This is a genomic window from Selenomonas sp. oral taxon 136, assembly GCF_001554015.1.
Classification (GTDB): domain Bacteria; phylum Bacillota; class Negativicutes; order Selenomonadales; family Selenomonadaceae; genus Centipeda; species Centipeda felix.
The window spans coordinates 1,214,900-1,235,666 of record NZ_CP014239.1; the positions used below are offsets into that span (position 1 = coordinate 1,214,900).

Below are 20,767 nucleotides of genomic sequence, written 5' to 3' on the forward strand. Positions count from 1 at the left end.
TAGACATTTAGCGCTTTATCATGGTAAAATGTGCGCATATTTTTATTTTCGGAGGGATCTTGTATGGAATCGTTTCTTCCCGTACTGAATGCGGTGGACACCTTCCTTTGGGGGGCGCCGCTCATCGTTCTGCTCGTAGGAACGGGCATCATGCTGACGCTGCGTCTCTCGCTGATCCAGGTGCGCCGCCTGCCGCGTGCCCTCGCACTCATCCTGCGCGCGAAAAACCGCGGAGAGGGCGACGTGTCGAGCTTTAAGGCACTCTGCGTCGCGCTTGCCGCGACCATCGGCACGGGCAATATCGTCGGCGTCGCGACGGCGGTCAAGGTCGGCGGCCCCGGTGCGATTTTCTGGATGTGGATGGCGGCGTTCTTCGGCATGGCGACGAAGTACGCGGAGGGGCTGCTCGCCGTGAAGTATCGTACGACGGATGAGCGCGGCGAGATCGCAGGCGGCCCGATGTACTACATCCGTCACGGCATGGGGGAGAAATATCGCCCGCTTGCGGGATTTTTCGCGTGTGCGGCGGTGCTCGTTGCCTTCTTTGGCATCGGGACGTTCCCGCAGGTCAACGCCATTGTGGACTCGGCGGAGCTGTCCTTCGGCGTGCCGCGTCTCGTGACGGATATTGCCCTCACGGTGCTGATCGCGGCGATCACCATCGGCGGCCTTCGGAGCATCGCTGAGGTGGCTTCGCGCATCATCCCTTTTATGGCGGTTCTCTACATAGTCATCAGCCTCGGCATCATTGCGATGCACATCGACGGCATCCCTGCGGCGATCGGCCTGATCCTCGACGGGGCGTTCACCGGCACGGCGGCAGCGGGCGGCTTTGCGGGCTCCACGATCATGATGGCGATGCAGAACGGTATCGCGCGCGGTGTCTTCTCCAATGAGTCCGGTCTCGGTTCCGCGCCGATTGCTGCAGCGGCGGCAAAGACGAAGGAGCCTGCCGAGCAGGGGCTGATCTCCATGACGGGCACCTTCATCGACACGATCATCATCTGCACCATGACGGGGCTCGTCCTCGTCCTCACGGGCGCATGGCAGAGTGACACGGCGGGCGCGGCAATGACGGGTGCGGCGTTCACGGGCGCGTACGGACACATCGGCGGCGCACTGCTCACCATCTCGCTCGCTCTCTTCGCCTTTACGACCATCCTCGGGTGGAACTACTACGGCGAGCGCGCCATCCTCTACCTTGCGGGCGTGCGTGCGATCCTGCCGTACCGCCTCGTCTTTATCGCGCTCATCGCCTGCGGTGCCTTCCTGAAGCTCGAGGCGATCTGGGTGCTCGCCGACATCGTCAACGGCCTCATGGCAATCCCGAACCTCATCGCGCTCATCGCGCTCTCGGGCATTGTCGTCCACGAGACGCGCCGGTATCTCGACAAAGTGAAGCGTAGCAAGCGGATGCGGCGGTAGGCAAGTATTTCTTGCGTGGCTGGATATTGCTATGCGATTCTATAGGAGAAAACTGCACCCCGTAAGGGGCAGGAATGATCACTTTCTTATGTGCAGAGTGATATCATGGACATTGAGATGTATGGTAAAGCGCGGCATGACGATACGCTGCGAAAAAGGGAGTATTACACGCTGATTGACGTGCAATACTCCCTTTTTAATTGTGTCGAAAGAACGGCTTCAGCCTTTTGGGCATCAGTGATAAATACATCGTGATCATCGCGGCGTATCTTTTTGTCCGAACTTCGTCGGAAAATCCTTCACAGAGAACTACTCTGTCTTCGGGGTGCTTCCTCGTTCAGACGAAAAGTCTACGCCCCAATCTGAAGACCTATTTTATCGGTGATTCCTTAAGTTTCGAGGTAAGACCGGTAAGGTTGAAGCATGCAACGTAGTGATCGACACTCGCTTGAATCTTGTAGATAACGTATTTCTCGCCGTCGATGCCGCTGACCGCCAGATTCTGATAGAGCCTTGCGATCTCCTCTTTGACACGCGGGAGATCGAAGGTGTAGTGACCGCTGATCTCTATGATCAATTGCGTCAGTTTCTCGTCCTTGAAGATATCCTCGGGTAAGAGCTGATCCTTGCCGTCGACCATCCATTTCTTCCAGCGGCCGCTCTGCACGGATTCCTCACGAAGCGCTGCGCCGAGCCCCGAGGCTTCCTTGATGAGTCCCTGTTTTACCAGACGTTCCTCGGTCTCGATGAGCTTTAGATACGCCTGCGTCTCGACTGTGCCGAACTCAGGCGCGACGTTCATTGCGGTGACGCCCAGTGCGGGATGCTCAAGAAGTGTTGCGTCGTCCAGATAATCGCCGTTGTGCTCCTTGAGGCCGACGCCGTACTTTTTTGCGACCGCAGAAAGCTCTTTGCAGGACGTGCTGTCGACATGACCAACATTTTCTGTCAGGCGCGTGAGTGTACCCGTATTGCCGACGATGAAAGCGGGGTGCGGCAGCCCCTTCGCGTCCAGCTGTGCGTGCAGCTTCTCGATGAATTTTTCGTAGTTCTCCGGTGATGTGAGGCCGCCGTTCGTCTCCTCCGTGCCTACCTCATAACTAACGGGCGGCAGATTGCGCTTTTTGCGCTCCGTCTCGACGTAGTCGATGAGCTCCACCGTGCGACGGATGTTTACGTCCATATCAATGACCTTGCCGACGACGTAGGGATCCTTGGTCGGGTCGATATGCAGGAGATCGAACCCGTTCTCGAGATCGACGAGGTAGGACTGCTTGCCGAGGCGCATCGCCTCATCCTCTGGCAGATGAGCGTTCCGCTCATTGTCGCGCTGCCACGGCCCGCCGTGATCGCGGCAGAGGTAGTAAAGCCCCTCGTAGCCGACCGCCTTTGCCGTTTCTTGGATTGCTTTGTGGAAACGCGCCTGATCCCAGTGGCAGACGTAACCGCCGCCCAGTTCATCCGCATCCACCTGATTGCGGCTCGCAATGAACATGAGGGGGAAATCCTTTTGCTTGGCGAGCAACATGGTTGCCTTGATGAGTGTTGGACTCATGGGTCCGATACCGACCATTGTCGCTTTTGCACTGCCTTCGAGCCGCAGCATTTTCTGAACGACTTCATGCAGGGTCATCTTTGACATGTGTAAGATCCTCCTTAGATGTATATATTATTTCTCTGACGACGTTATGTCCTTGCGCAGTATATGCAGGCAGAGCGCCGTAACCAAGACACCGATCAGCATATCAATCGCGTACCACAGCGCACCATGAGTCACGGCGGGCAGTACGATCAGTCCGCCGTGCGGAACCATGCACTGAACGCCGTGGATCATGCCAAGTCCTGCGCCGACTGCACTGCCGATGATAATCGATGGAAGTACAGTCCGCAGGCTCTTGACCGCGAAGGGGATAGCGCCCTCAGTGATGCCGATCAGCCCCATGAAGATTGCGGAGATGCCCATCTGCCGATCTGCTTCCTCCCATTTCTTTCGCGAAAGGTAAGTAGAGAGACCGACCCCGAGCGGAGGTATAGCGACGGCGATACGATAGGCTCCGTTCGGCTCATAGATGCCCTCTGCCATCAGTGCGAGTGTGAAGGCTGTTGCCGTTTTATTGACGGGACCGCCCATATCAAAGGCCGCCATCGCACCGACGATCAGACCGAGGATGAGTGCGCTGCCGCCCTGCATCCCTGACAGCATGGAGATCAGCTCACGCATGACCCAGCCGATCGGTTCGACAAGAATATAAATATAGGCAAATCCGACGATGAGTGTTGTGACGATCGGGATGATCAGGATGGGCATGATGGGCTTCAGTGTATTGCCGACATTCCATTTCTTTACCCATTGACCGATGTAGCCGACCATGATGCCCATCAGCATTGCACCGAGGAAGCCTGTCTGTACGTGGTTATCACCGAACGGTGTGTTGGCGAGATAGCCCGTGATCATGCCGGGGGCAATACCGGGCTTGCCGCAGAGCGCGTAGGCGATATAGCCTGAGAGGACGGGGATCATCATCGCAAAGCCTGCCATGCCGAGCGTTCCGAGGTTTTTCAGTACAGGGTTCGTGACCACCATGCCTTCACCGGCTGTCGCGTCTCCGCTGGCGAGCGACAGGGCTAAACAGATACCGCCGACCACGACGACCGGCATCATGTAGCTGACGCCAGTGTTAAAGGCTTTTGTCAAGTCAGCTAGGATGGATTTTGCTTCTGCCATTTTCTTTTTCCTCCTCTTCTATTTTACAAGTGCGATCGCCTTGTCCACTGTCGCGGCGGGGTCACGGATGAGATCAGCGGGGTTCAGGGTCAATACGCGTCCTGCTTCGTCCTTCTCCTCGAAGCGATCCTCGCCCTCAATGCCGATGGCGACCGCCATGACAACAACATCCGCGTCGTCGATTTCATCCTGTTCAAGCTCGTTTTCGATGCCCATGCCGCCTTGTGTCTCCACCTTGCAGTCAAAGCCGCGTTTTTTGCACTCCTTTTCCAGTGCTTCCTGCGCCATGTAGGTGTGGGCAATGCCCGTGATACATGCTGCTACACCGACGATTTTCATATGAAACCCTCCTAAAATAAAATACTTATCGAATGCTCTGGTCGATCTCGCTCAGGAGAGCGTATGCTTCCCGCTGTGATCGACAGGCATAGAGTTTCTCCCTAAAGTCGTCATCGAGGAGCCTCTTGCTGATGGCGGCGATCGCCTTTAGATGCAGCATCTCTGTATTCGTCTCCGGCACGCCGATGAGGAATGCTGCCTTGACCTCGTCTCCCGTCTCTTGGTCCCAGATGAACGGTGTCTCGAAGCTCATAAAGGAGATGAATGGTTCTTTTACCGCGTCTGTCTTTCCGTGTGGGATCGCAATACCGTATCCGATGGATGTTGAAACCTCTTCTTCCCGTTGCAGCACCGCTTCCATGAATTCCTCCGGATCTCTCAGCACCCCCTCTTCTTTTGCCGCCCCTGCGATTTGGCGGATAACATCCTCCTTGTTCTTGAGGGCTTCTTTGGCAAAGATCAGTGGCTCACGAATCATTTTTTATAGATCCCCCTTTCTGTTCCTTATTCACAGAATAGCAAAACAATGCGTGGAGTAAAACACAGCGTATTTTCTTCTGCGTGCAAATCCTTGTGTGAAAATAGGAGCAACTGTATGAAGGTACAGTTGCTCCTATTATGGATATTAGGTGATGATTTCATCCGGCGATAAGATGCGCCAGCTCGAGCCGGAACTCCTGTACAGGCAGTGCCTGCATTTCCGGCAGCGCACGGCGGAGCTCCTCGCTGACCAAACGTTTGTAGAAACTCGAGATGAGTGGGAGGCGGCGGCCCATGTCTACGCGGCTGACGGCGAAAATAAATACATAGGAAATATCCGAGACCCGCCAACGGAGCGGCTGTTTCAGACGGATGATGAGGAGTGCGGTCTCACGGACGAGGTCGGGATTTCCATGTGGTACGGCGATTGTGCCGAGATCTGTCGAGGAGATATATTCCCTCTCCAATAGGCTGCCAAGATAGTCTCCCGTAACCGCCCCTGCCTCCTCGAGTTTTCGCGCAGCAAGTGTGAGCACCTCCTCCGCATTGTCTGCCCGTTCCATATCCATGACATGTGCGCGCATCAGGTAGAGCAGCAGGACGTTCCTCTGCCCTTGCGTCTCCACGAATTGGCGCACGGCAGCTAGTTCCTGCGCTGGCAGCGTCGGCGAGACATAGAGAACGGGCGGCAGACCCTCTGTATTCGCAATAGCCTCCGTGCTCACGACAAGATCGGCTTCCGCTGCATCATGTGCGAGGAAACTTTGCATCGAGGTGCTGCCGATGATGAAGATGCCCGCGTGCAGATGCGTAAGGCGCTCGGCGATGAGGTTTGCCGCCGCCATGCCATAGTGGCAGACGACCAGCACACGTACGCGCTGGCCTGTGCTCCTGAGACGTTCAAGTGCCGCTTGGAAATGCAGCGTCAGGTAGAGAAGTTCCTCCTCCAAGACCTGATAGTCATACATCTCTGCTAAAACTTGTGCTGCGATCACCGCCATTTCGAAGCCGATCGGGTACTCGATGCGGATCCCTTGTCCCTCGTGCTCTTGAAAGGTCGTCTTGAGGAGGTCGCGCCGGATCACTGTCGTATAGAGGTGTACGGCGAGTCCTGAGAGCAATGCCTCATCTCCTGAGAGATCGAGTACAAGACGCCCCTCGATGCGTGTGAGAATCTCATTTAATGCGCCCTGCATTTCCTCACGATAAAATGCACTATCCTCCATCTTTTGCTTGCGCAGACTTAGGAAGAGATAGCGAAAATATGCCCGCTCGTCGACAGGCAGCCCGAGTGCATGCACGACATCCTGCGCAAGTTCCTGACAAAGCGCCTCCCCTTTCATGCCTGTGGAAAGCTCGCCGGCCAAGGGCCCTGGTGATGCCATACGGAAGGCCCGATGCACATAGGTGATGTAGACCATCTGGAGATATGCCAACCGCTGTGATTCATCCGTGAAACTAAACGCGCGCTGCGCACGGAGCAGACCGACCGCTTTGGCGGCTCGTGCCGCTTCCTCCTCCGTCACGAAATCCAGCAACGGGAAATGATCCCTGTGGAAGAGGCGTATTTCCGCCTTGAAGTCGATCCCCTTGAAGTACGGCAACAGGAGTTCTGCAAACAGATTGCGCCGCTCGAACTGGGTGCTTGTCATGCGTATACCATGCCGACGCATGGATATTATCTCGTCGTCGTACTTTTGAAGCAAGATACTCATAACCTTTTCCAGCAGGGATTTCGAAATGAAGAGTGCGTCTGCCATATCTTGGAGCACCATGAAATCATCGCTCATCAAGAGGAGTAGGCGTACCTGGCTTTCGAGGGAGAATTCCTGCATTGTTTGGGCGGTCTTGCGCAGATAACTCAAGTTTTCCCGTCCGATCAGGCGGATTCCTCCGCCCGAGCGTATGGAGATCTCCACACCATGCTCTCTGAGCAGGGGCGTGAGCTGCAGGAGGTCGTTTTTTACCGTTGCCGCTGAGACATGCAGCGCCGCTGCAAGCTCTCGCTGTCCCCACTGCGGCTGCTTTTGCAAATAGCGTAAGAGCGTCAGCTGCCGTCGGATCAGTTTCATGTCCTGCACCTCCTTTGTACCCCGCTTCCCTACGCGATGCATTCATCATAGCAAAGAGGGGAGACAGATAATACACATATTTTTTCTGTGTACAATAAAATTTGTGGGGCTGTTTGACTTTGTATGGAAAATTTACCCCCACGGCACTCTCCTTTTCTCGTTTCACAGCAACTACTCTCGATAGAGGTACATGTGAGACAGGAAAGGAGAATTTTTTATGCGAAACTATTTGCCGCGTGTGGACTGGATGGTCGGGACGGGGCTGGTCGTCGTTGCGATTCTCTCCGTGTTCTATGGGAGCGCGGAGCTGACGAGCAACATCGCCTCGGGGCTGATCGGCTTTCTCGGGCGCACGGTTATGATGCGCGGGGAAAAGGAGGGGACGCGATGAGTGCGGTGCTTCCTGCGTCTGCCATGCGGCGCGTGACCTGCCGTGAGCTGCGCCTTCTCGGGGCGGCGTACCGCCTGCCGCTCGCCTATGCCGCCGCGCGCTGCACACGCGAGACGAATGTTTAACCTTCCTTACATGGGACATTTTGCTATAAAAAAGTAACCCGATAAGGGATATAGGCACCCTTACCACGGGTATCAGGAGTATCATCGAACGTAATCGAGGCGATAATGGACTTCCAAAAGCGCTGCTTGTTCTCTCGCGTGAGACTTTCATAGGTGCTGCGAAAATCCCTATCATCGGCAACCTCGCGAAGGGCAGAGGGGATAGACAGCGAACGAGCGACGAGCGTTGAGAGCTCCGATATCTCCTGTGTGATCTCCTTGTATGTTTTTGTATATTTGTCCTTATCCATTAAGCCTGCGATATATATATCCTCAAGCCGTGAGAGCTTCGCCTTGAGCGCGTCTATCTTTGATTCCGGGCGTTCCCTTCCTTGCTGACCACAGAATGACTCCATCGTGATGATATGCTCTCGAATCAATGATTGAATATTATCGAGCAGATATTGCTCTATCTTATCCTCGTACATACCGCGCGCAAAATGACAGCCGGGCATTGAGCGATTGACACGGTAGCCGCACTGATATTGAAAACGCCGCTCCCCGTCGCTATTCACACGTCGCCCGCGATATGCCGCTAAATTCCTGCCGCAGTCAGGACACCGGAGGAGTCCGGAGAATAAATAGATCCTGCCGCTGCGCGTATACTTTGTATTACGCGAAAGAATCTCCTGTACCCGAAAGAAAACGTCATGAGGAATCAGCGAAAACATATAATCAGGAATGCCGTACACCTCACCGATATAAGAACGATTACGCAGAAGGTCAAACAGCCCCGCCTTGGTGATCTTGTGCCCGAACTTATCATAAAGAACCTGCACCAAAGAGCGCGTAGATCCGCCGTTCAAAATATGATTGAACGCACATTCAACAATCGGCGCAGTTTTATCATCCCGCGCGAAATAGCCATCTGCAACCTTTAGCCCTAGGGGAATTAGACCTGTTACAAACTGCCTGCGTGCGCGTTTTCCTTCGAAAACATACCGGATGCGCTCGCCCGTCTGATCGCTCTCATGCTGTGCGATTGAGAGCTTGAGATTCAGCATAAGAATCCCGTTCGGCGTCGTCGTATTATAGTCCTCACGACTGCATACCCAATCGACCCCGCATGCGTCCAGACGTTCTTTGACCTTGTAGAAATCCGCGACATTGCGAAACCAACGGTCAAGACACTTGATGATGATAATGTCGATACATCCAGCCTCAACATCGGCAAGCATCCGCTGCAGCTCCTTGCGGCGGGACATCGCCTTGCGTGCGCTCACACCTTCATCGGCATAGATCCCAACCACCGAATAACCATGTTCCTTCGCATAGTTCAGCAGATCGGCGCGCTGCTCGCCGAGGGAAAGCCCGTGTCGCGCCTGTTCCTCGGAGGAGACGCGGATATAGAGAGCCGCACGTTTCGGCATAAAAATACACCTCCAAAATTGCGTATGGAAAATACGCCATGAAGGTGCTATAATGAAATTGCGTATGGAAGCATCTTCATGGTGTTTCAGTGGGCGGGTGGTATTGTCAGTACCGCCTGCCGAGCCTAGAGCCGTTCGTGTTGTCAGCACGGGCGGCTTTTGTTTTGTTTGAGAAATAGAAAGAACCCAGTCAAACTTGACTGGGTTCTCCTGTGTCCTAGCGGTCAAATGACCGAGCCCGCGAAGGGCATGTGTACTATTATAATACACGAACAGAGAGAATCCGTCAAGTAAAAAGAAATCCTAGTTGGGTGGAAACAGAAATATCTTCAGAACTGAGTCGATCTGATCCATCGCCTCAGTATCAAGCCGGATGCCGGAAAGTGGCGAATTTCCTTGCACGGGATCCGTAATCCGAACCTTACTGATTGTGACAATTTGATTCGTCAGTGCGATACTGCCTAAACTCAGTCGACTGACCTCCCTTTGCAGTGCCGGAGTCGGAGATTGATTCAGCTTGTCATTCAACTTTTGAATCAATTTGTCCGCTAGATCAACTTCGCCAAAATGAAGACGGTTACGCTGTGCCTCTGATTTTAAGGATGTAAGAGGGATAACTGTAACGACAGGTGCACGTTGGGAATCATTTGAGTTTAGAATAACTGCATAATGAAGACCGCCGTGTTCCGAGCCAATGCGAAAGCCGAAATCCACCTTCACAACGTCGCCACGCTGAAAACGGCGGTAGGATTGCGGGCGTTCGTGGCGTAACATTTGAATGTAGTTCTTAATCCAATAAGAGAGCAGGAAAGCCCTCTTATTTTTCCGCATGTCATTTGAGGACAAGCAATCATTCAGAAAAGAACGGAGTGATCGGAAAGCATCCGCTATCAATTGTTGTATATTCAAAACATCATACCTTTCTGCCGCCTAGGTGCGGTCTTTTTTTATGCCATTTTTGCGGCGGAGCTTCCAGAGGTAGAGGCTGATTGCCCTTTTTGCTCTGCATCCAGTTCCGCATCCAGCATCCGATGCGCCTGATCGCGCTTTTCGACCTCGGCTTTTTTGGCATCATCATTCTGCATTCCTCGGATCAGTAAACCGAGATAATGAGAGATTTGCTGACGTTCCTCACTGGAGAGTGAGAGCAGATAGCGTGCCGCTTGTTGCTCTTTTTCAGTGAGTCCATACTGGCGGGCAAAGTTGGCAAATAGTGTTTCCCCCTCATCTTTATACATTTCGCCTTCACCCGTGCGTAGCCAGTCCTCCGAAATGTTGAACTTCGTACAGAGCAGTTGGATGAATGTGTCGGTTGGGATAACTCGACCGCCTTCATAATTTGCAATGGTGTCGCGTTTTGTTCCGAGAGCTTCGGCGAATACCGTCTGTGACATCTTCGGCGTCAGGCTCTTGCGAACGGCTTTGATGCGTTCGTGAAGCCCATTTGATTCCATTTCCTCAACCCCTTTCGTTTCTTGACTAGAGCATATCACAAAAAAATGCGTAAATCAACACATAAAATAAAATAAAAAGTGTTGACTAGCACGGTAATGTGTGTTACATTGTGTATAACAACACGAAAAGAAACAGATGAACTTGAAACCGCCATACAGGGCAAGGAGAAAACAAAATGAAAAACACAGGCGTAAACGAAAAAGCTCTGGACGAGTTCTGCGGGACAATCGCAGAACTTGAGAAGAAACTGGACGCGCTGAAAGCTCACGTCGAGAATCGGCTGGACTTGATACCAGAGGAGATTAACTGGGAGCGTGTCAGGGAGACGAAGCGCGTTCTGTGGCTGGTCAATGAAGCAAGCAAACTCGCAGGAGTTAGGATTCCGGGATGAGCCGAAACGCCCCGCGTGGGCGTCCGCAGGGAATGACCTCCCTGCGCTGGTGATGGCAGGTCACGAAAAAGCCCGCATAAGCGGGCGCATAAGGGAGGTGAATGAAATGAATGAGAATACAGCAATCATGCAGGCACTCAAAAGCGAGCAGGCACGCATGGAAGTCATGAAGATCATCGAAAAAATCCGTGCAGCGGGCGGGACAGACACGATCCTGCGACTGGCAGGATACATCCTGACTGCGCCCGCAGAGCCGCGCATCGAGAAGAAGAGCGCCTAGGGGCGGGAGCAACAAATTTATACGCCGCCGATGGCGGCAAAGAAAAACAGCCAGCATAAGGAGGTGAGGGTTATGTGGAGCACACGAGAGGTTATTCAGCTGCTCACATTGATTTTGGTCATGGCAACTTTCTTATTAAATGTTTTTGGAAACACAAAATAAGAAGTTCAAAAGTGCGATGACAAAAGTCGCATATGTTATGAAATTGTGTCTTTGCTTTGCGCTGTGAGATTCGAGTACTTCTCGCCCGCGCGGCGTGATTGAAAAATGCAAAGTATCGTTGAAGCGAGAATCGATACAGATGAGAGATTCTCCCTCAAGCCTACAAAATTAAAGAGAAGCGGAGAGTGGGACACGGCAGAAAGATTCTATCTCGTTTGCGGTTCGGTAGTCTACCACTTCCATGTATTTCAACAGGCATAGGCTATTTTTATCCATAAAATCATCTCCTTGAAGGAGATATTCGACACAAATTTGATTTATCCTATTTGTTCAAGCGCGACGTGGTGAACGCCGCGATGACCGCCGCCGATGGCGGCAAAGAAAAACAGCCCGCATAGGCGGGCGAGGGAGGTGAGCATATGGAGCGGTTTGACTGGGGAACAGTGCTTTTCTACATATTAGGAGGAGTGACAGGGTATCTAATTATTGAAGCCATTGAACGAGCATTCTAGCTAGTACGGTTGAAGCAACCCCGGCAATAAAACCATAGATGCGGTTTTCCCACTTTTCCCTCTGTTTTAGGTGTTTGAGCTCCTTCAGATTGAGAAGATATGCCGAGGCAGAAGGGGCGATCGAGAAGGAATAAAACTTATCATCGCTGCTATGGGAAAAGGACACAAGACCTTCCTCCTGCAACTCGTGCAGGCAGGAAGTCACTATATCAGCTGATTGATTTGGAAACATCTCAACAAGAACCGTCGATTCGAATCGGGGAAGCGTTTTCTTTCCAACGTGTTCAATGAGTGCCTTTAGGACTTGATAGCGGAACCGCATAAAATCATCTCCTTAAAGGAGATATTCGATACAAATTTGATTTATCCTATTTGTTCAAGCGCGACGTGGTGAACGCCGCGATGACCGCCGCCGATGGCGGCAAAGAAAAACAGCCCGCATAAGGAGGTGAGGAGATGGAAGAGATCAAGCGGAGTTCGTTCAGAGGACTAACTGAGATTGTATTTGAGATCAATTCATCTGATGGACGTATGGAAACCGTGCAGGAGATTATCGAAAAAATACGCGAAGCGAACAAAGAATGTAGGCTTCGCGTGGAGGTCAAAGGAATCACTAGAGTTTGCTAATTGAGATGCAGAAGATGTCTACGCCGGCGATGATGATTGTCTCGTCAGACCCTACAAAGGAATAAGAGGCGTTAGGGTCAAGGGGGATTTTATCAAATTCGCCTTCAGCGAAAGACTTTTCCGTATTGATTGGGAACACGTTGATGGCAGTCACATGTTCCATCGGGATAACAGTGCGGTCTTTCAGCGTCAACTTTATCTTAGCCATGAAATCACCTCCTTTCCGTACTCATTATAGCACGGCGAGGAGGCAGAGAAAACGCCCGCGTGAGCGGGCGCATAAGGGAGGTGAGGAGATGGAGGAAGCGGCAATGCTTATAGTTTTTAGGGATTTGGTGATTCAGAGCATGATACAGGCGAAAAAAGGAAGCATAACGGTCGAAATGCTGTCCGAGTTCCGTGAAAATATCAAGTTCATTCAAGAATGTCACCAGCCAAGAAACTTCAAGGCACTGGAAACGAGTTTGTCGGCGATGCCGGCTTTTAAGGAATCCCGCAAGAATGGGGAGGCATCGGATAGGATACGGGATATGGTGATCGCGGATGAAACGGTATGAGGTCGCTGTGTGAGTAAGTCGGGGAATAGTTCGTTCACGCGCTCGATTTCATTTGCTGACAATTCTTCTGACATTGAAATCAGGAGATTTGCTTCGTCTAGGGTTGACTTTATCCAAGGGTATGGATGTCCACAGTTATAGCAATAGGCAGGAACAACGTAGGAAGCGTCTATGTTGGCGCACTCGTTTATGTTGGTATATTCGGGGTAGGTTTCATAAAGATCGAGGGAATCCAACGGCCTTGCAAGGTTGGGGACTTGGTATGACGTATGCAGACAACCTTGTATGCTCTTATGACAGTTTGGGCATTCGTGGATGGTAGGCGATGCGCAGGTTGGGCAAAAATCTTTTCGCTCGACGGGATAGAGATCATAGTGTTTGGTGATCAAATGTCCGGATTGGCAGATTTGTGCGGTTTCGTAGTAGTTCTGTGATGGCATTGTATCACGCACCTTTCCGCGCTCATTATAGCACGGAGGGGCGGGAGTAACAAATTTATACGCCGCCGCTAGCGCACAACAGACTGCATAGGGCGAGGGAAAACTTATGCATGGAAGGGAGGTGAGGAGATGAAACGAGGCATTTGGATTGAAATCGATGACAAAGAGTTGGAATCCATCTTCAAGGAACTGGATGAACTGCGGAATAAGATCTATGACTGCTGCGACAAGTTACGGCTGATTCCGATTGTCACCGTCAAAAAAGCGTCGCCCGATGAGACGACGCCGTGTGAAAAGGATTAATGGGATTCTTGCTCGTCAAGGGCATCGATGATTTGATTCAGAACTTTGCCGGTTTCCTTTATCAAATTTCTGATGTCCTTGACGGTGGCGGGATCGCTCCCATTCGAGGAAGATGGACGGCTATTGTATTTGAAATTCTCAACAGCTTGCCTAAGACTTGCGGTATCCGTCATTACATTACCTCCTTTCCGCGCTCGTTATAGCACGGAGGGGATGGAGCAACAACTATGACGGATGATACCGCCGCCGATGGCGGCAAAGAAAAACAGCCCGCATGAGCGGGCTGTGGATTGAGATATGGAGGTAACCTCATGGAGATGGAACATTATGTATTTCTCGTATTGATGTTTTTGGTGTCTACGTTTATCAATGTCACGGCGGCAGGGTGGCTTGCCTTGCAGATGGGGCTGTTCATGTGGAAGAGGTTGCAAGAGGATCCGCGATTTACAAGCAAATCCCACGAAAAGCAAATGCCATAGGGGTTAGATATGCGTCATAGGTTGTCACCCGGATTTCGTCGGGTGGGCAGTATGACTGGGTCTTTTGCGCTATCTCCCTATAAAGCGACGTTCTCTTAAACCGTTCAATCATATCAAGTTGATTGCCGCCGACACGCACGCTGCCAAGATTCCTTGTTGGTATATCCAGCAGACCAAGGCGGGTGAGATTTCCTATAGCAAGGGATACGTTCTGTTTGTATTCGGGGAAGGTGTCAGAGATACATATATCAGATACTAGCTGAGGCTTATCGAGACGATCTTTCGATGGATATATACAATGCAGCAGGGTTATTGAATTATGCAAGGAGGACAAAACCCTTGCATCCAAAGGGTTCATCTGTTTGATGATCTCTACAAATGCGTGATGAACTTGATCTGATTTGGTCGCGTCCATCTCTGCGGCAATTAGCTTGGCAAACATTCCACGCGCTTTTTCTTTTGCTACATAGTATTTTGAAGCCTCTAGTGCAGGACCGATGAGGCTGATATCTGGGTCACTGTTGATGTTCTCTGGAGGGATTTTGTTGAGTTCGTTGTCGATGTCCTTGGCATACCTCTCTACGTTTTCTCTGATTTGGTGTTCCATCAGTGGATCCCATCGCCCCCATGTTACTTTCCACAAAAGATTTAACGTGTGAGCCGGAGCCTCTGCGCTTTTTTTAGCTACAGTAGCAGCAAATACTGCGAGGGCAGGGACAGCAACTTCTTCTATCATAGGAAACATCCTTTCCATGTAAATAAGAAAGCGACTACAAAATATTATATCACAATTGAGGAAGTGAGGAGATGACGGGATAGCCAGAATAACTTGAAACAAAAGGAGGGAGCACATGAACGCAAATCTCATCAACGCGAATCCAGCAACGATCATGACGCGGCTCTATCAACTCAAGGCGGAACAGGACGGAAAGAATATCACCATCGTTGCTCACGCCGAGCGACGCGAGCCGCCAAGCCCTAACGTGGTGAATATGGCAGAGCGGCGGCAGTCGGTCGCCGGGTGAGCAGAATAGGAGGGACGAGATGAAGGATTTCAGCTACAAAATCACAAGGCGTCTTGCAATCATCAGTCAGAGCGCGGATGGGGGGGGGGAACACACTCGAACTCAACCGCATCAGCTACAACGGCCGCCAGGCAAAGCTCGACCTTCGCCGTTGGCCGCACGAACCGGGCGAAGAGCCGCGTATGCATAAGGGCATCACACTCACCGATGAGGAAGCCGCCGAACTTGGCAGCGTACTCGTAGAGAATCGCATCATCTGAGGAGGCACGATCATGGGAATCTACAAGCGGATCGCGAGCTTTCGCACGCCGCTGCTCTATCCGTGGGGATGGGCGTTCGTACTCGGTGCGGCACTCGGCATCGGATACGCCATCGGTGTGGCGATCGAGCTGCGCCGATGCACGGGGGTCTGATCTGCCATGCAAATCACCGTCAAGACGGCACTCCTACGAGAGCGCGAGCAGATGCGAAAGCGGCGGTACATGGAGGAGTTTCGGACGATCTACGCCGACAACCTATGCCCGGTCTGCCAGCACAGACACATGACGGGCATTGTGTGTCGCCGTCATCGTGGAAGCGTCTGCGAGAGACACTGCCTCGAATGCGAGTATCATCAGCCCGCATTTTGGCGGTGCAGCTACAAGGAAACGGAGCAAATTGACATGAAGCAGTGGCGGCTCATCTACAGTCACACCGATAAGGAAAACCTATGGCGGGGAATCTACCGCCGCGAACTCATCCGACATGACGAGACGATCGGCGCGGGCGGATTGAAATCGGACGATCCTGCGTGGGTGGAAGCTGTCACCCGCGCAACGGAGACCGTCATGGAGCGCGACGAGCCGAAATACATCATCGCGGACACGCAGGATGAAAACGGGGACTATGCACTGCTCGATGCCGACACAGGCGAAGTCATGCCGTTCGTAGTCAAGCACCTTGCGGGCGCAGATGCGTGGGCGTGCGTCCAGTACGTCGATGTAGGGGCATAAGAAAAACCCCTTCCTTTTTCCAGAAAGGAAGGGGCAGCTCCAACGAGTGGAAACTATGTAAATCGTACATAAATATTATAGCATTTCCGCTCAAAAAACACAAGACACGCCATACAACGAAATGAACAGGAGAATGGGAAATGAAAGACCATACGATATGGGAACGCGCTAACGAAGCCGACGCCCGAAAATACAGAGCGGCAATGAGTAACGGGCGCGGCCGGCTGCATGAGCAGATGATCCTTGCCGCGTGCCGCCCCTATCACGATCAAGGCCGCGCGAACATAATCAAGGTACCGGAGCCGTTCCGCGTGCTGACAAAGAACCGCACGAAGGGAATTGCGACGGTACGATTCACCGCTCACGCGCAGCCGGACTTCATCGGCTGTCTCCCCGGCGGCAAGATGATCGCATTTGAGGCAAAGCACACGGACACCGACCGACTGCAATTCAAAGTGATCACACCGACACAGGCGCAGGCACTTCAGGACTTTCACAAGATGGGCGCATTCTCTGCCGTCTGCGCAGGAATCGGTGATCAGTATTTCATGATCCCGTGGGTCGCATTCGCCGGAATGAAAACGATATTCGGCAAACAGTACATTCGCGCCGAGGATGTTCAGAAATACCGCGTGAAATTTGACGGCGTGATCTGGTTCTTGGACTACATGGCGAATCCGTATGAAGATGGTCCATTCTAACAACGGAGAGGAGCGAAAAATGAGGGTACTCAATATCTGCAACCTCAAGGGCGGTGTTGGCAAGACCATCACGAGCGTCAACCTTGCCTATGTGATTGCACACGTTCATAAAATGCGCGTCCTTGTCATCGACAATGACAAGCAGGGCAATACGAGCAAGTTTTTCGGCGTGCACAGCTACGACCATCCGAGCGTCGCCGATCTCATGACAGGCGAAAAGACCGCCGAGGAGGTCATTCGGCATACGGGCATCGCGGGGATTGACTGCATCCCTGCCAATATGACCCTGCTCAGCGCAAATAAGGCAGTCCTCATGGACACCATGCACCCGCAGCAGACGCGCCTCAAAAGTGCGATTGTGGCAGTCGCGGAGAAATATGACTACTGCATCATCGACAACGCCCCCGACGAGAACATGAGCGTGATCAACGCCCTTGCCGCAGGTGATGATGTCATCATTCCTGTCAAGGTGGATCAGTTCACCTTTGACGGCGTGGATGAGATGATTCAGTGCGTGCGGCAGGTACGGGATAATTTCAACGTGCGACTGACATTTCGGGGATGCGTTATCACAAGCTATCGCGGCAACGAAGTCAACGAGCAGGGAGCGGCGTACCTGCAGATGATGGAGAAATATAGGCTCATGAATACGCGCATCCACTGGACGGCGAAAGTGGACGAATCCACATTTGCATCTGCGCCGATCATGCAGCACAGTCCGCGATGCCGTGCGGCGCGGAACTATAAGAGCCTCGCGTGGGAGTATTTGACACAAATTATCGGATTCCCTCTGGATGCGGATGAAGAGGAGGCATAACGATGGCGGGATTTAACATGATGGCGCTCATGAATACCGCTTCGCAGTCCGAGGCGGCAAAGCATCCCTACGAGCTGAAAACGCTACCCATCGACGTGATCATCCCGAATCCTGCGAATCACTACAGTATGGCGGGCATTGACGAGCTTGCAGACTCCATCCTGATTGCGGGACGCGTCCTACAGAACATCGTCGTCAAAGCCGCTGACGCAGACGGGCGTTACATGATTATCAGCGGACACCGTCGGCATCTCGCCTGTCAGAAACTCGTCGCAGATGGACACGCGGAGTTCGCAAATATCGCCGCGCTCATCGAGAATGAGGCAGACGAAAATATGCGCGAACTCATGCTGATCTACACAAACAGCACCGCGCGCGAGCTGACGGATGCGGAGAAAATGCGACAAGCGCAGCGGACGACCGACATCCTAAAGCAGATCAAAGCCGACGGAAAATTGGATGCGCCGATTCGCGAGACCGTCGCGCGGATGCTGAACACCACATCAGGACAGCTCGCCCGCTATGCGGCGATTGCAAACAACCTCACGAATCCAGACCTCAAAGAGGCATTCGAGCAGGAGAAAATCGGCGTGAGTGTTGCATACGAATCCTCACGGCTCTCGGAGGATGAACAGACGAAGATCGCGGACAGGCTTCACACAGAGGGAGCGGTCACCATCCGCGATGTGGAAGAAGTCAAGGAGCGGGAAACGCCGAAACAGGAGCGGACAACACAGTCCACTACAGAAACGCCGTCAATAGCGCAGCCGCCGCCCGAAGAATCAGAGACGGCGAAATATCCGCGCGAGAATGCGGCAGCGCAGGAGCAGGACGCAGATTTCCCATACACAACGAAAAGCCCGGAGGCATACGCCGTCATGGCGGTCTACGGAGAGCTGAAAGCACTCAGAGAGAGCTATCAGGGAGCGGCGCAGCGTGCGATCGCCGTTGCGGACAACACGCGCGGCGCGGCAAATTTCACCGCCGCCGCTGAATATGTGGAGACGCTCATGGAGATTGTCGCGCAGGAGATGGCGGATATTGAAGCAGAGGAGGGAGCAACATGACGGAACGCAAAAAGCGCATCACGAAGATCAAAGCGAAGAAAGGCGAGTATTTCTTCGGGTGGGAAGTCTATCAGGAAGCCACTAAAAGCTGGGATGCGTACACAATGACCTGCAAAGACCCGCCGCGCGTGGAACTGAAAGAGCGGATGCTTGCGATGGTCGCGCACGTTATCGACATCTGCGAATTTGACAAGCGGGACGCGAAGAGGATCAAGGTCAGCGGGATCACCGAATCACATACCGATGATAACAGATACATCACCATCACGGCGCAAAAAGAACTCGAACACAGCAAGGCACCGCTCATCATCAACACGCCCGCGCGTCCGGAACTGCCGCAAAACGAAGCGGACAGCGAGGATTACTGCATCAGCCTTGACCTTGCGAACGACCTGAAGGAACTTGAGATCGAGGCGTGGCGGTACATCGACGGCGAGCGCGCACAGCAGAGCCTTGATTTTGACGGCGGCGATGGCGGCGGGGATGATGGCGGTGATGATGCCGATGAGCCGGAGCTGATGGGAGCGTGACGGGGTGGAAAAAGGGAACTATCACCAAAAGAGAAACTGCAACATCTACGCCGCCTATCGCGGGGATGATTACATCGGCGAGGGAACACTGGACGATATCGCCGCGCTTGCGGGCGTGAACAGGAAAACCGCGCAATGGTGCGCCCGTCCCGCCGCACTTCGCAGAATTGAGGAGCGCAGCAAAGCGTGGGATGCGGGGGGGCGGCGACTGAAAACACGCGGATCGCTCGTGCTGGTATTGGTGGAGGAAGTGGATGAGAGTCGGACTGGTTGACGTAGACGGGCATAACTTCCCGAATCTCGTCTTGATGAAGCTGTCTGCATGGCACAAACGTCAAGGCGATAGCGTCCGCCTTCTACACCCCGATGACGTTCTCCTCGGCGGCAACCTGTTCGGCGGCTATGACAAGCTCTATGCGGCGTGCGTGTTTTCTGAGAGTAGGGAAATCGCACGGCGACTGATCACCATCGGCGTAGAAGTCGGAGGAACAGGATCGGGAGAGGCTCGTGTACTGCCACCAGAGATCGAAAACATCCGCCCTGACTATTCACTCTATGGAATCCGAAACATAGCATACGGATTCTTGACCCGCGGATGCCCGCGTGCGTGCCCATTCTGTATTGTGGCAGATAAAGAGGGGAGGACAAGCCGTAAAGTGGCGGACTTGAGATCCTTTTGGGACGGAGAGCGGCACATTAAACTGCTTGACCCGAACCTACTCGCCGCATCGGAGCACATGGAACTGCTCGGACAGCTCGCTGCAAGCGGTGCATGGGTGGACTTTACACAGGGAGGACTGGATGCGCGACTCCTCACAGAGGAGAATATCGACCTGCTGAATGCGTGCAAGGTCAAAATGCTCCATTTCGCATGGGACAATCCACGTGACGAATCCATCCCACGACAATTACAGTTTTTTGCAGAGCGAACGTCAATCTGGGATTATCGCCGCCGCCGCGTATATCTGCTCACGAACTATTGGAGCACGCACGCGGAGGATCTGCATCGCGTCTACTGGCTGCGCGAGCATGGATACGATCCATACGTCATGATCTACGACAAGCCGAATGCGCCGAAAGAGACACGCCGATTGCAGCGATGGGTAAACAACAAGATCATATTCCGATCTTGTGAGAGGTTTGAGGACTATATAAGGATGAGGCGGTGGAGACGATGACACTCGGCAGTTTGTTTGACGGCATCGGCGGTTGGCTTCTTGCAGCACGTCATGCAGGTGTAACACCCGTATGGGCGAGTGAGATCGAACCGTTCCCGCAATCCGTGACGGCGTGGCACTTCCCCGATGTGCGACAGCTCGGGGACATTACGCAGATTGACCCCGACGAGATCGAGCCTGTGGACATCGTATGCGCGGGCAGTCCGTGTCAAGACCTATCCATCGCAGGAAAAAGAAAGGGGCTGGATGGTGCACGAAGCGGCTTATTCCGCAAAGCAGTTGACA

30 protein-coding genes, 1 other RNA gene and 1 pseudogene are annotated in these 20,767 nt (G+C 53.0%); 19 read left to right on the forward strand and 13 right to left on the reverse strand.

Going from position 1 to position 20,767, the window contains the following annotated elements; all coding sequences use genetic code 11:
- Positions 1-63: 63 nt before the first annotated feature.
- Positions 64-1,425 (forward strand): alanine/glycine:cation symporter family protein, encoded by a 1,362-nt coding sequence (locus AXE86_RS05835; RefSeq protein ID WP_061945514.1) that lies wholly within the window; start codon positions 64-66, stop codon positions 1,423-1,425.
- 370 nt (positions 1,426-1,795) lie between these two features.
- Here AXE86_RS05835 and AXE86_RS05840 read toward each other — a convergent pair whose 3' ends face one another.
- The 5 genes from AXE86_RS05840 to AXE86_RS05860 form a co-directional block, all read right to left on the reverse strand.
- The gene (locus AXE86_RS05840) at positions 1,796-3,067 is read right to left on the reverse strand and encodes a class II D-tagatose-bisphosphate aldolase non-catalytic subunit (RefSeq protein WP_061945516.1); all 1,272 of its coding nucleotides are present in this window, start codon (positions 3,065-3,067) and stop codon (positions 1,796-1,798) included.
- A 27-nt stretch (positions 3,068-3,094) separates the two neighbouring features.
- Positions 3,095-4,150 (reverse strand): PTS fructose transporter subunit IIC, encoded by a 1,056-nt coding sequence (locus tag AXE86_RS05845; protein WP_061945518.1) that lies wholly within the window; start codon positions 4,148-4,150, stop codon positions 3,095-3,097.
- Between the two features lie 18 nt (positions 4,151-4,168).
- Positions 4,169-4,489, reverse strand: a complete 321-nt coding sequence (locus tag AXE86_RS05850; RefSeq protein ID WP_061945524.1) for a PTS fructose transporter subunit IIB — start codon at positions 4,487-4,489, stop codon at positions 4,169-4,171.
- Positions 4,490-4,514: 25 nt separating this feature from the next.
- On the reverse strand, positions 4,515-4,967 hold the full coding sequence (locus AXE86_RS05855) for a PTS sugar transporter subunit IIA (RefSeq protein WP_071884694.1): 453 nt from the start codon (positions 4,965-4,967) through the stop codon (positions 4,515-4,517).
- Between the two features lie 160 nt (positions 4,968-5,127).
- Entirely contained in the window at positions 5,128-7,041 is a 1,914-nt protein-coding gene (locus tag AXE86_RS05860; RefSeq protein WP_061945526.1) for a BglG family transcription antiterminator, read from the reverse strand.
- Between the two features lie 217 nt (positions 7,042-7,258).
- Between AXE86_RS05860 and AXE86_RS12880 the strand changes: the two genes are divergently transcribed.
- Together AXE86_RS12880 and AXE86_RS12670 are read left to right on the forward strand one after the other, a co-directional pair.
- Complete coding sequence (locus AXE86_RS12880) at positions 7,259-7,432, forward strand: hypothetical protein (protein ID WP_009753497.1); 174 nt, start codon at positions 7,259-7,261, stop codon at positions 7,430-7,432.
- Positions 7,429-7,557: a hypothetical protein gene (locus AXE86_RS12670; RefSeq protein WP_442983606.1), complete on the forward strand. Its 129-nt coding sequence runs from the start codon at positions 7,429-7,431 to the stop codon at positions 7,555-7,557. Before AXE86_RS12880 ends, AXE86_RS12670 begins: the two co-directional genes overlap by 4 nt.
- 23 nt (positions 7,558-7,580) lie before the next feature.
- On the opposite strand, the gene AXE86_RS05865 is transcribed toward AXE86_RS12670, so the two are convergent.
- Genes AXE86_RS05865 through AXE86_RS05875 form a run of 3 tightly spaced genes read right to left on the reverse strand, consistent with a single transcriptional unit; the run spans position 7,581 to position 10,420 of the window.
- Positions 7,581-9,236: a recombinase family protein gene (locus tag AXE86_RS05865; RefSeq protein WP_157064412.1), complete on the reverse strand. Its 1,656-nt coding sequence runs from the start codon at positions 9,234-9,236 to the stop codon at positions 7,581-7,583.
- 33 nt (positions 9,237-9,269) lie between these two features.
- The gene (locus AXE86_RS12105) at positions 9,270-9,875 is read right to left on the reverse strand and encodes a type II toxin-antitoxin system PemK/MazF family toxin (protein WP_157064413.1); all 606 of its coding nucleotides are present in this window, start codon (positions 9,873-9,875) and stop codon (positions 9,270-9,272) included.
- A gap of 38 nt (positions 9,876-9,913) precedes the next feature.
- Entirely contained in the window at positions 9,914-10,420 is a 507-nt protein-coding gene (locus tag AXE86_RS05875; RefSeq protein WP_061945530.1) for a helix-turn-helix domain-containing protein, read from the reverse strand.
- Positions 10,421-10,596: 176 nt separating this feature from the next.
- On the opposite strand from AXE86_RS05875, the gene AXE86_RS05880 reads away from it, so the two are divergent.
- From AXE86_RS05880 to AXE86_RS12675, 3 genes are all read left to right on the forward strand, one after another.
- Positions 10,597-10,812 (forward strand): hypothetical protein, encoded by a 216-nt coding sequence (locus tag AXE86_RS05880; RefSeq protein WP_061945533.1) that lies wholly within the window; start codon positions 10,597-10,599, stop codon positions 10,810-10,812.
- Positions 10,812-10,877: hammerhead ribozyme type II (locus tag AXE86_RS05885), an RNA gene on the forward strand. The genes AXE86_RS05880 and AXE86_RS05885 overlap by 1 nt, the downstream gene beginning before the upstream one ends.
- A 41-nt stretch (positions 10,878-10,918) precedes the next feature.
- Positions 10,919-11,092, forward strand: a complete 174-nt coding sequence (locus tag AXE86_RS12675; protein WP_157064414.1) for a hypothetical protein — start codon at positions 10,919-10,921, stop codon at positions 11,090-11,092.
- A 645-nt stretch (positions 11,093-11,737) separates the two neighbouring features.
- Here AXE86_RS12675 and AXE86_RS05890 read toward each other — a convergent pair.
- Positions 11,738-12,088 (reverse strand): hypothetical protein, encoded by a 351-nt coding sequence (locus AXE86_RS05890; RefSeq protein WP_061945535.1) that lies wholly within the window; start codon positions 12,086-12,088, stop codon positions 11,738-11,740.
- 134 nt (positions 12,089-12,222) lie between these two features.
- On the opposite strand from AXE86_RS05890, the gene AXE86_RS12680 reads away from it, so the two are divergent.
- On the forward strand, positions 12,223-12,393 hold the full coding sequence (locus AXE86_RS12680; protein ID WP_157064415.1) for a hypothetical protein: 171 nt from the start codon (positions 12,223-12,225) through the stop codon (positions 12,391-12,393).
- Here the strand turns inward: AXE86_RS12680 and AXE86_RS05895 are convergent.
- A complete protein-coding gene (locus tag AXE86_RS05895; RefSeq protein WP_061945537.1) occupies positions 12,380-12,601 on the reverse strand; it encodes a hypothetical protein in 222 nt (73 codons plus the stop codon). The two genes, AXE86_RS12680 and AXE86_RS05895, sit on opposite strands and share 14 nt — an antisense overlap.
- Positions 12,602-12,820: 219 nt before the next feature.
- Positions 12,821-13,390, reverse strand: coding sequence for a DUF2321 domain-containing protein (locus tag AXE86_RS13575; protein ID WP_071884695.1), 570 nt, complete (start codon positions 13,388-13,390; stop codon positions 12,821-12,823).
- Between the two features lie 129 nt (positions 13,391-13,519).
- Between AXE86_RS13575 and AXE86_RS12685 the strand changes: the two genes are divergently transcribed.
- Positions 13,520-13,693 (forward strand): hypothetical protein, encoded by a 174-nt coding sequence (locus tag AXE86_RS12685; RefSeq protein ID WP_157064416.1) that lies wholly within the window; start codon positions 13,520-13,522, stop codon positions 13,691-13,693.
- Here AXE86_RS12685 and AXE86_RS12690 read toward each other — a convergent pair.
- Entirely contained in the window at positions 13,690-13,866 is a 177-nt protein-coding gene (locus AXE86_RS12690; RefSeq protein WP_157064417.1) for a hypothetical protein, read from the reverse strand. The two genes, AXE86_RS12685 and AXE86_RS12690, sit on opposite strands and share 4 nt — an antisense overlap.
- 271 nt (positions 13,867-14,137) lie before the next feature.
- Positions 14,138-14,908, reverse strand: coding sequence for a DUF4393 domain-containing protein (locus AXE86_RS05905; RefSeq protein ID WP_198145239.1), 771 nt, complete (start codon positions 14,906-14,908; stop codon positions 14,138-14,140).
- A 115-nt stretch (positions 14,909-15,023) separates the two neighbouring features.
- Between AXE86_RS05905 and AXE86_RS12695 the strand changes: the two genes are divergently transcribed.
- From AXE86_RS12695 to AXE86_RS13460, 11 genes and pseudogenes are all read left to right on the forward strand, one after another.
- Positions 15,024-15,197: a hypothetical protein gene (locus AXE86_RS12695; protein WP_157064418.1), complete on the forward strand. Its 174-nt coding sequence runs from the start codon at positions 15,024-15,026 to the stop codon at positions 15,195-15,197.
- A 77-nt stretch (positions 15,198-15,274) separates the two neighbouring features.
- A complete protein-coding gene (locus AXE86_RS05910; protein WP_061945543.1) occupies positions 15,275-15,457 on the forward strand; it encodes a PC4/YdbC family ssDNA-binding protein in 183 nt (60 codons plus the stop codon).
- A gap of 12 nt (positions 15,458-15,469) precedes the next feature.
- Positions 15,470-15,610, forward strand: a complete 141-nt coding sequence (locus tag AXE86_RS12700; protein ID WP_157064419.1) for a hypothetical protein — start codon at positions 15,470-15,472, stop codon at positions 15,608-15,610.
- A gap of 6 nt (positions 15,611-15,616) precedes the next feature.
- Entirely contained in the window at positions 15,617-16,189 is a 573-nt protein-coding gene (locus AXE86_RS05915) for a hypothetical protein (RefSeq protein WP_061945545.1), read from the forward strand.
- A 203-nt stretch (positions 16,190-16,392) separates the two neighbouring features.
- On the forward strand, positions 16,393-16,890 hold the full coding sequence (locus AXE86_RS05920) for a Holliday junction resolvase RecU (protein WP_198145240.1): 498 nt from the start codon (positions 16,393-16,395) through the stop codon (positions 16,888-16,890).
- Positions 16,891-16,909: 19 nt separating this feature from the next.
- Positions 16,910-17,707 carry a ParA family protein gene (locus AXE86_RS05925; protein ID WP_061945549.1) on the forward strand — a complete coding sequence of 266 codons (798 nt, stop codon included), beginning with the start codon at positions 16,910-16,912 and terminating at the stop codon, positions 17,705-17,707.
- Between the two features lie 2 nt (positions 17,708-17,709).
- On the forward strand, positions 17,710-18,774 hold the full coding sequence (locus AXE86_RS05930) for a ParB/RepB/Spo0J family partition protein (protein ID WP_061945551.1): 1,065 nt from the start codon (positions 17,710-17,712) through the stop codon (positions 18,772-18,774).
- A complete protein-coding gene (locus AXE86_RS05935) occupies positions 18,771-19,304 on the forward strand; it encodes a hypothetical protein (RefSeq protein ID WP_061945553.1) in 534 nt (177 codons plus the stop codon). Before AXE86_RS05930 ends, AXE86_RS05935 begins: the two co-directional genes overlap by 4 nt.
- Positions 19,305-19,308: 4 nt before the next feature.
- Positions 19,309-19,578, forward strand: coding sequence for a hypothetical protein (locus AXE86_RS05940; RefSeq protein WP_061945555.1), 270 nt, complete (start codon positions 19,309-19,311; stop codon positions 19,576-19,578).
- Positions 19,559-20,482: a hypothetical protein gene (locus tag AXE86_RS05945; protein WP_061945557.1), complete on the forward strand. Its 924-nt coding sequence runs from the start codon at positions 19,559-19,561 to the stop codon at positions 20,480-20,482. Before AXE86_RS05940 ends, AXE86_RS05945 begins: the two co-directional genes overlap by 20 nt.
- A pseudogene (locus tag AXE86_RS13460) lies at positions 20,479-20,721 on the forward strand (DNA cytosine methyltransferase); the annotation flags it as partial. The gene AXE86_RS05945 and the pseudogene AXE86_RS13460, both read left to right, overlap by 4 nt.
- Between the last annotated feature and the right edge of the window lie 46 nt (positions 20,722-20,767).

What these genes read in the sequence shown, in the direction of transcription:
- AXE86_RS05850 (WP_061945524.1), bottom strand. Translation starts at nt 4,489, where the DNA reads ATGAAAATCGTCGGTGTAGCAGCATGTATCACGGGCATTGCCCACACC.
- AXE86_RS05845 (WP_061945518.1), bottom strand. Translation starts at nt 4,150, where the DNA reads ATGGCAGAAGCAAAATCCATCCTAGCTGACTTGACAAAAGCCTTTAAC.
- AXE86_RS05905 (WP_198145239.1), bottom strand. Translation starts at nt 14,908, where the DNA reads ATGATAGAAGAAGTTGCTGTCCCTGCCCTCGCAGTATTTGCTGCTACT.
- AXE86_RS05925 (WP_061945549.1), top strand. Translation starts at nt 16,910, where the DNA reads ATGAGGGTACTCAATATCTGCAACCTCAAGGGCGGTGTTGGCAAGACC.
- AXE86_RS05855 (WP_071884694.1), bottom strand. Translation starts at nt 4,967, where the DNA reads ATGATTCGTGAGCCACTGATCTTTGCCAAAGAAGCCCTCAAGAACAAG.
- AXE86_RS05890 (WP_061945535.1), bottom strand. Translation starts at nt 12,088, where the DNA reads ATGCGGTTCCGCTATCAAGTCCTAAAGGCACTCATTGAACACGTTGGA.
- AXE86_RS12690 (WP_157064417.1), bottom strand. Translation starts at nt 13,866, where the DNA reads ATGACGGATACCGCAAGTCTTAGGCAAGCTGTTGAGAATTTCAAATAC.
- AXE86_RS05840 (WP_061945516.1), bottom strand. Translation starts at nt 3,067, where the DNA reads ATGTCAAAGATGACCCTGCATGAAGTCGTTCAGAAAATGCTGCGGCTC.
- AXE86_RS05920 (WP_198145240.1), top strand. Translation starts at nt 16,393, where the DNA reads ATGAGTAACGGGCGCGGCCGGCTGCATGAGCAGATGATCCTTGCCGCG.
- AXE86_RS05915 (WP_061945545.1), top strand. Translation starts at nt 15,617, where the DNA reads ATGCAAATCACCGTCAAGACGGCACTCCTACGAGAGCGCGAGCAGATG.
- AXE86_RS12685 (WP_157064416.1), top strand. Translation starts at nt 13,520, where the DNA reads ATGAAACGAGGCATTTGGATTGAAATCGATGACAAAGAGTTGGAATCC.
- AXE86_RS05880 (WP_061945533.1), top strand. Translation starts at nt 10,597, where the DNA reads ATGAAAAACACAGGCGTAAACGAAAAAGCTCTGGACGAGTTCTGCGGG.
- AXE86_RS05860 (WP_061945526.1), bottom strand. Translation starts at nt 7,041, where the DNA reads ATGAAACTGATCCGACGGCAGCTGACGCTCTTACGCTATTTGCAAAAG.
- AXE86_RS05935 (WP_061945553.1), top strand. Translation starts at nt 18,771, where the DNA reads ATGACGGAACGCAAAAAGCGCATCACGAAGATCAAAGCGAAGAAAGGC.
- AXE86_RS05875 (WP_061945530.1), bottom strand. Translation starts at nt 10,420, where the DNA reads ATGGAATCAAATGGGCTTCACGAACGCATCAAAGCCGTTCGCAAGAGC.
- AXE86_RS12675 (WP_157064414.1), top strand. Translation starts at nt 10,919, where the DNA reads ATGAATGAGAATACAGCAATCATGCAGGCACTCAAAAGCGAGCAGGCA.
- AXE86_RS12695 (WP_157064418.1), top strand. Translation starts at nt 15,024, where the DNA reads ATGAACGCAAATCTCATCAACGCGAATCCAGCAACGATCATGACGCGG.
- AXE86_RS12880 (WP_009753497.1), top strand. Translation starts at nt 7,259, where the DNA reads ATGCGAAACTATTTGCCGCGTGTGGACTGGATGGTCGGGACGGGGCTG.
- AXE86_RS05910 (WP_061945543.1), top strand. Translation starts at nt 15,275, where the DNA reads ATGGGGGGGGGGAACACACTCGAACTCAACCGCATCAGCTACAACGGC.
- AXE86_RS05945 (WP_061945557.1), top strand. Translation starts at nt 19,559, where the DNA reads ATGAGAGTCGGACTGGTTGACGTAGACGGGCATAACTTCCCGAATCTC.
- AXE86_RS05895 (WP_061945537.1), bottom strand. Translation starts at nt 12,601, where the DNA reads ATGGCTAAGATAAAGTTGACGCTGAAAGACCGCACTGTTATCCCGATG.
- AXE86_RS05930 (WP_061945551.1), top strand. Translation starts at nt 17,710, where the DNA reads ATGGCGGGATTTAACATGATGGCGCTCATGAATACCGCTTCGCAGTCC.
- AXE86_RS12680 (WP_157064415.1), top strand. Translation starts at nt 12,223, where the DNA reads ATGGAAGAGATCAAGCGGAGTTCGTTCAGAGGACTAACTGAGATTGTA.
- AXE86_RS13575 (WP_071884695.1), bottom strand. Translation starts at nt 13,390, where the DNA reads ATGCCATCACAGAACTACTACGAAACCGCACAAATCTGCCAATCCGGA.
- AXE86_RS05835 (WP_061945514.1), top strand. Translation starts at nt 64, where the DNA reads ATGGAATCGTTTCTTCCCGTACTGAATGCGGTGGACACCTTCCTTTGG.
- AXE86_RS12670 (WP_442983606.1), top strand. Translation starts at nt 7,429, where the DNA reads ATGAGTGCGGTGCTTCCTGCGTCTGCCATGCGGCGCGTGACCTGCCGT.
- AXE86_RS12700 (WP_157064419.1), top strand. Translation starts at nt 15,470, where the DNA reads ATGGGAATCTACAAGCGGATCGCGAGCTTTCGCACGCCGCTGCTCTAT.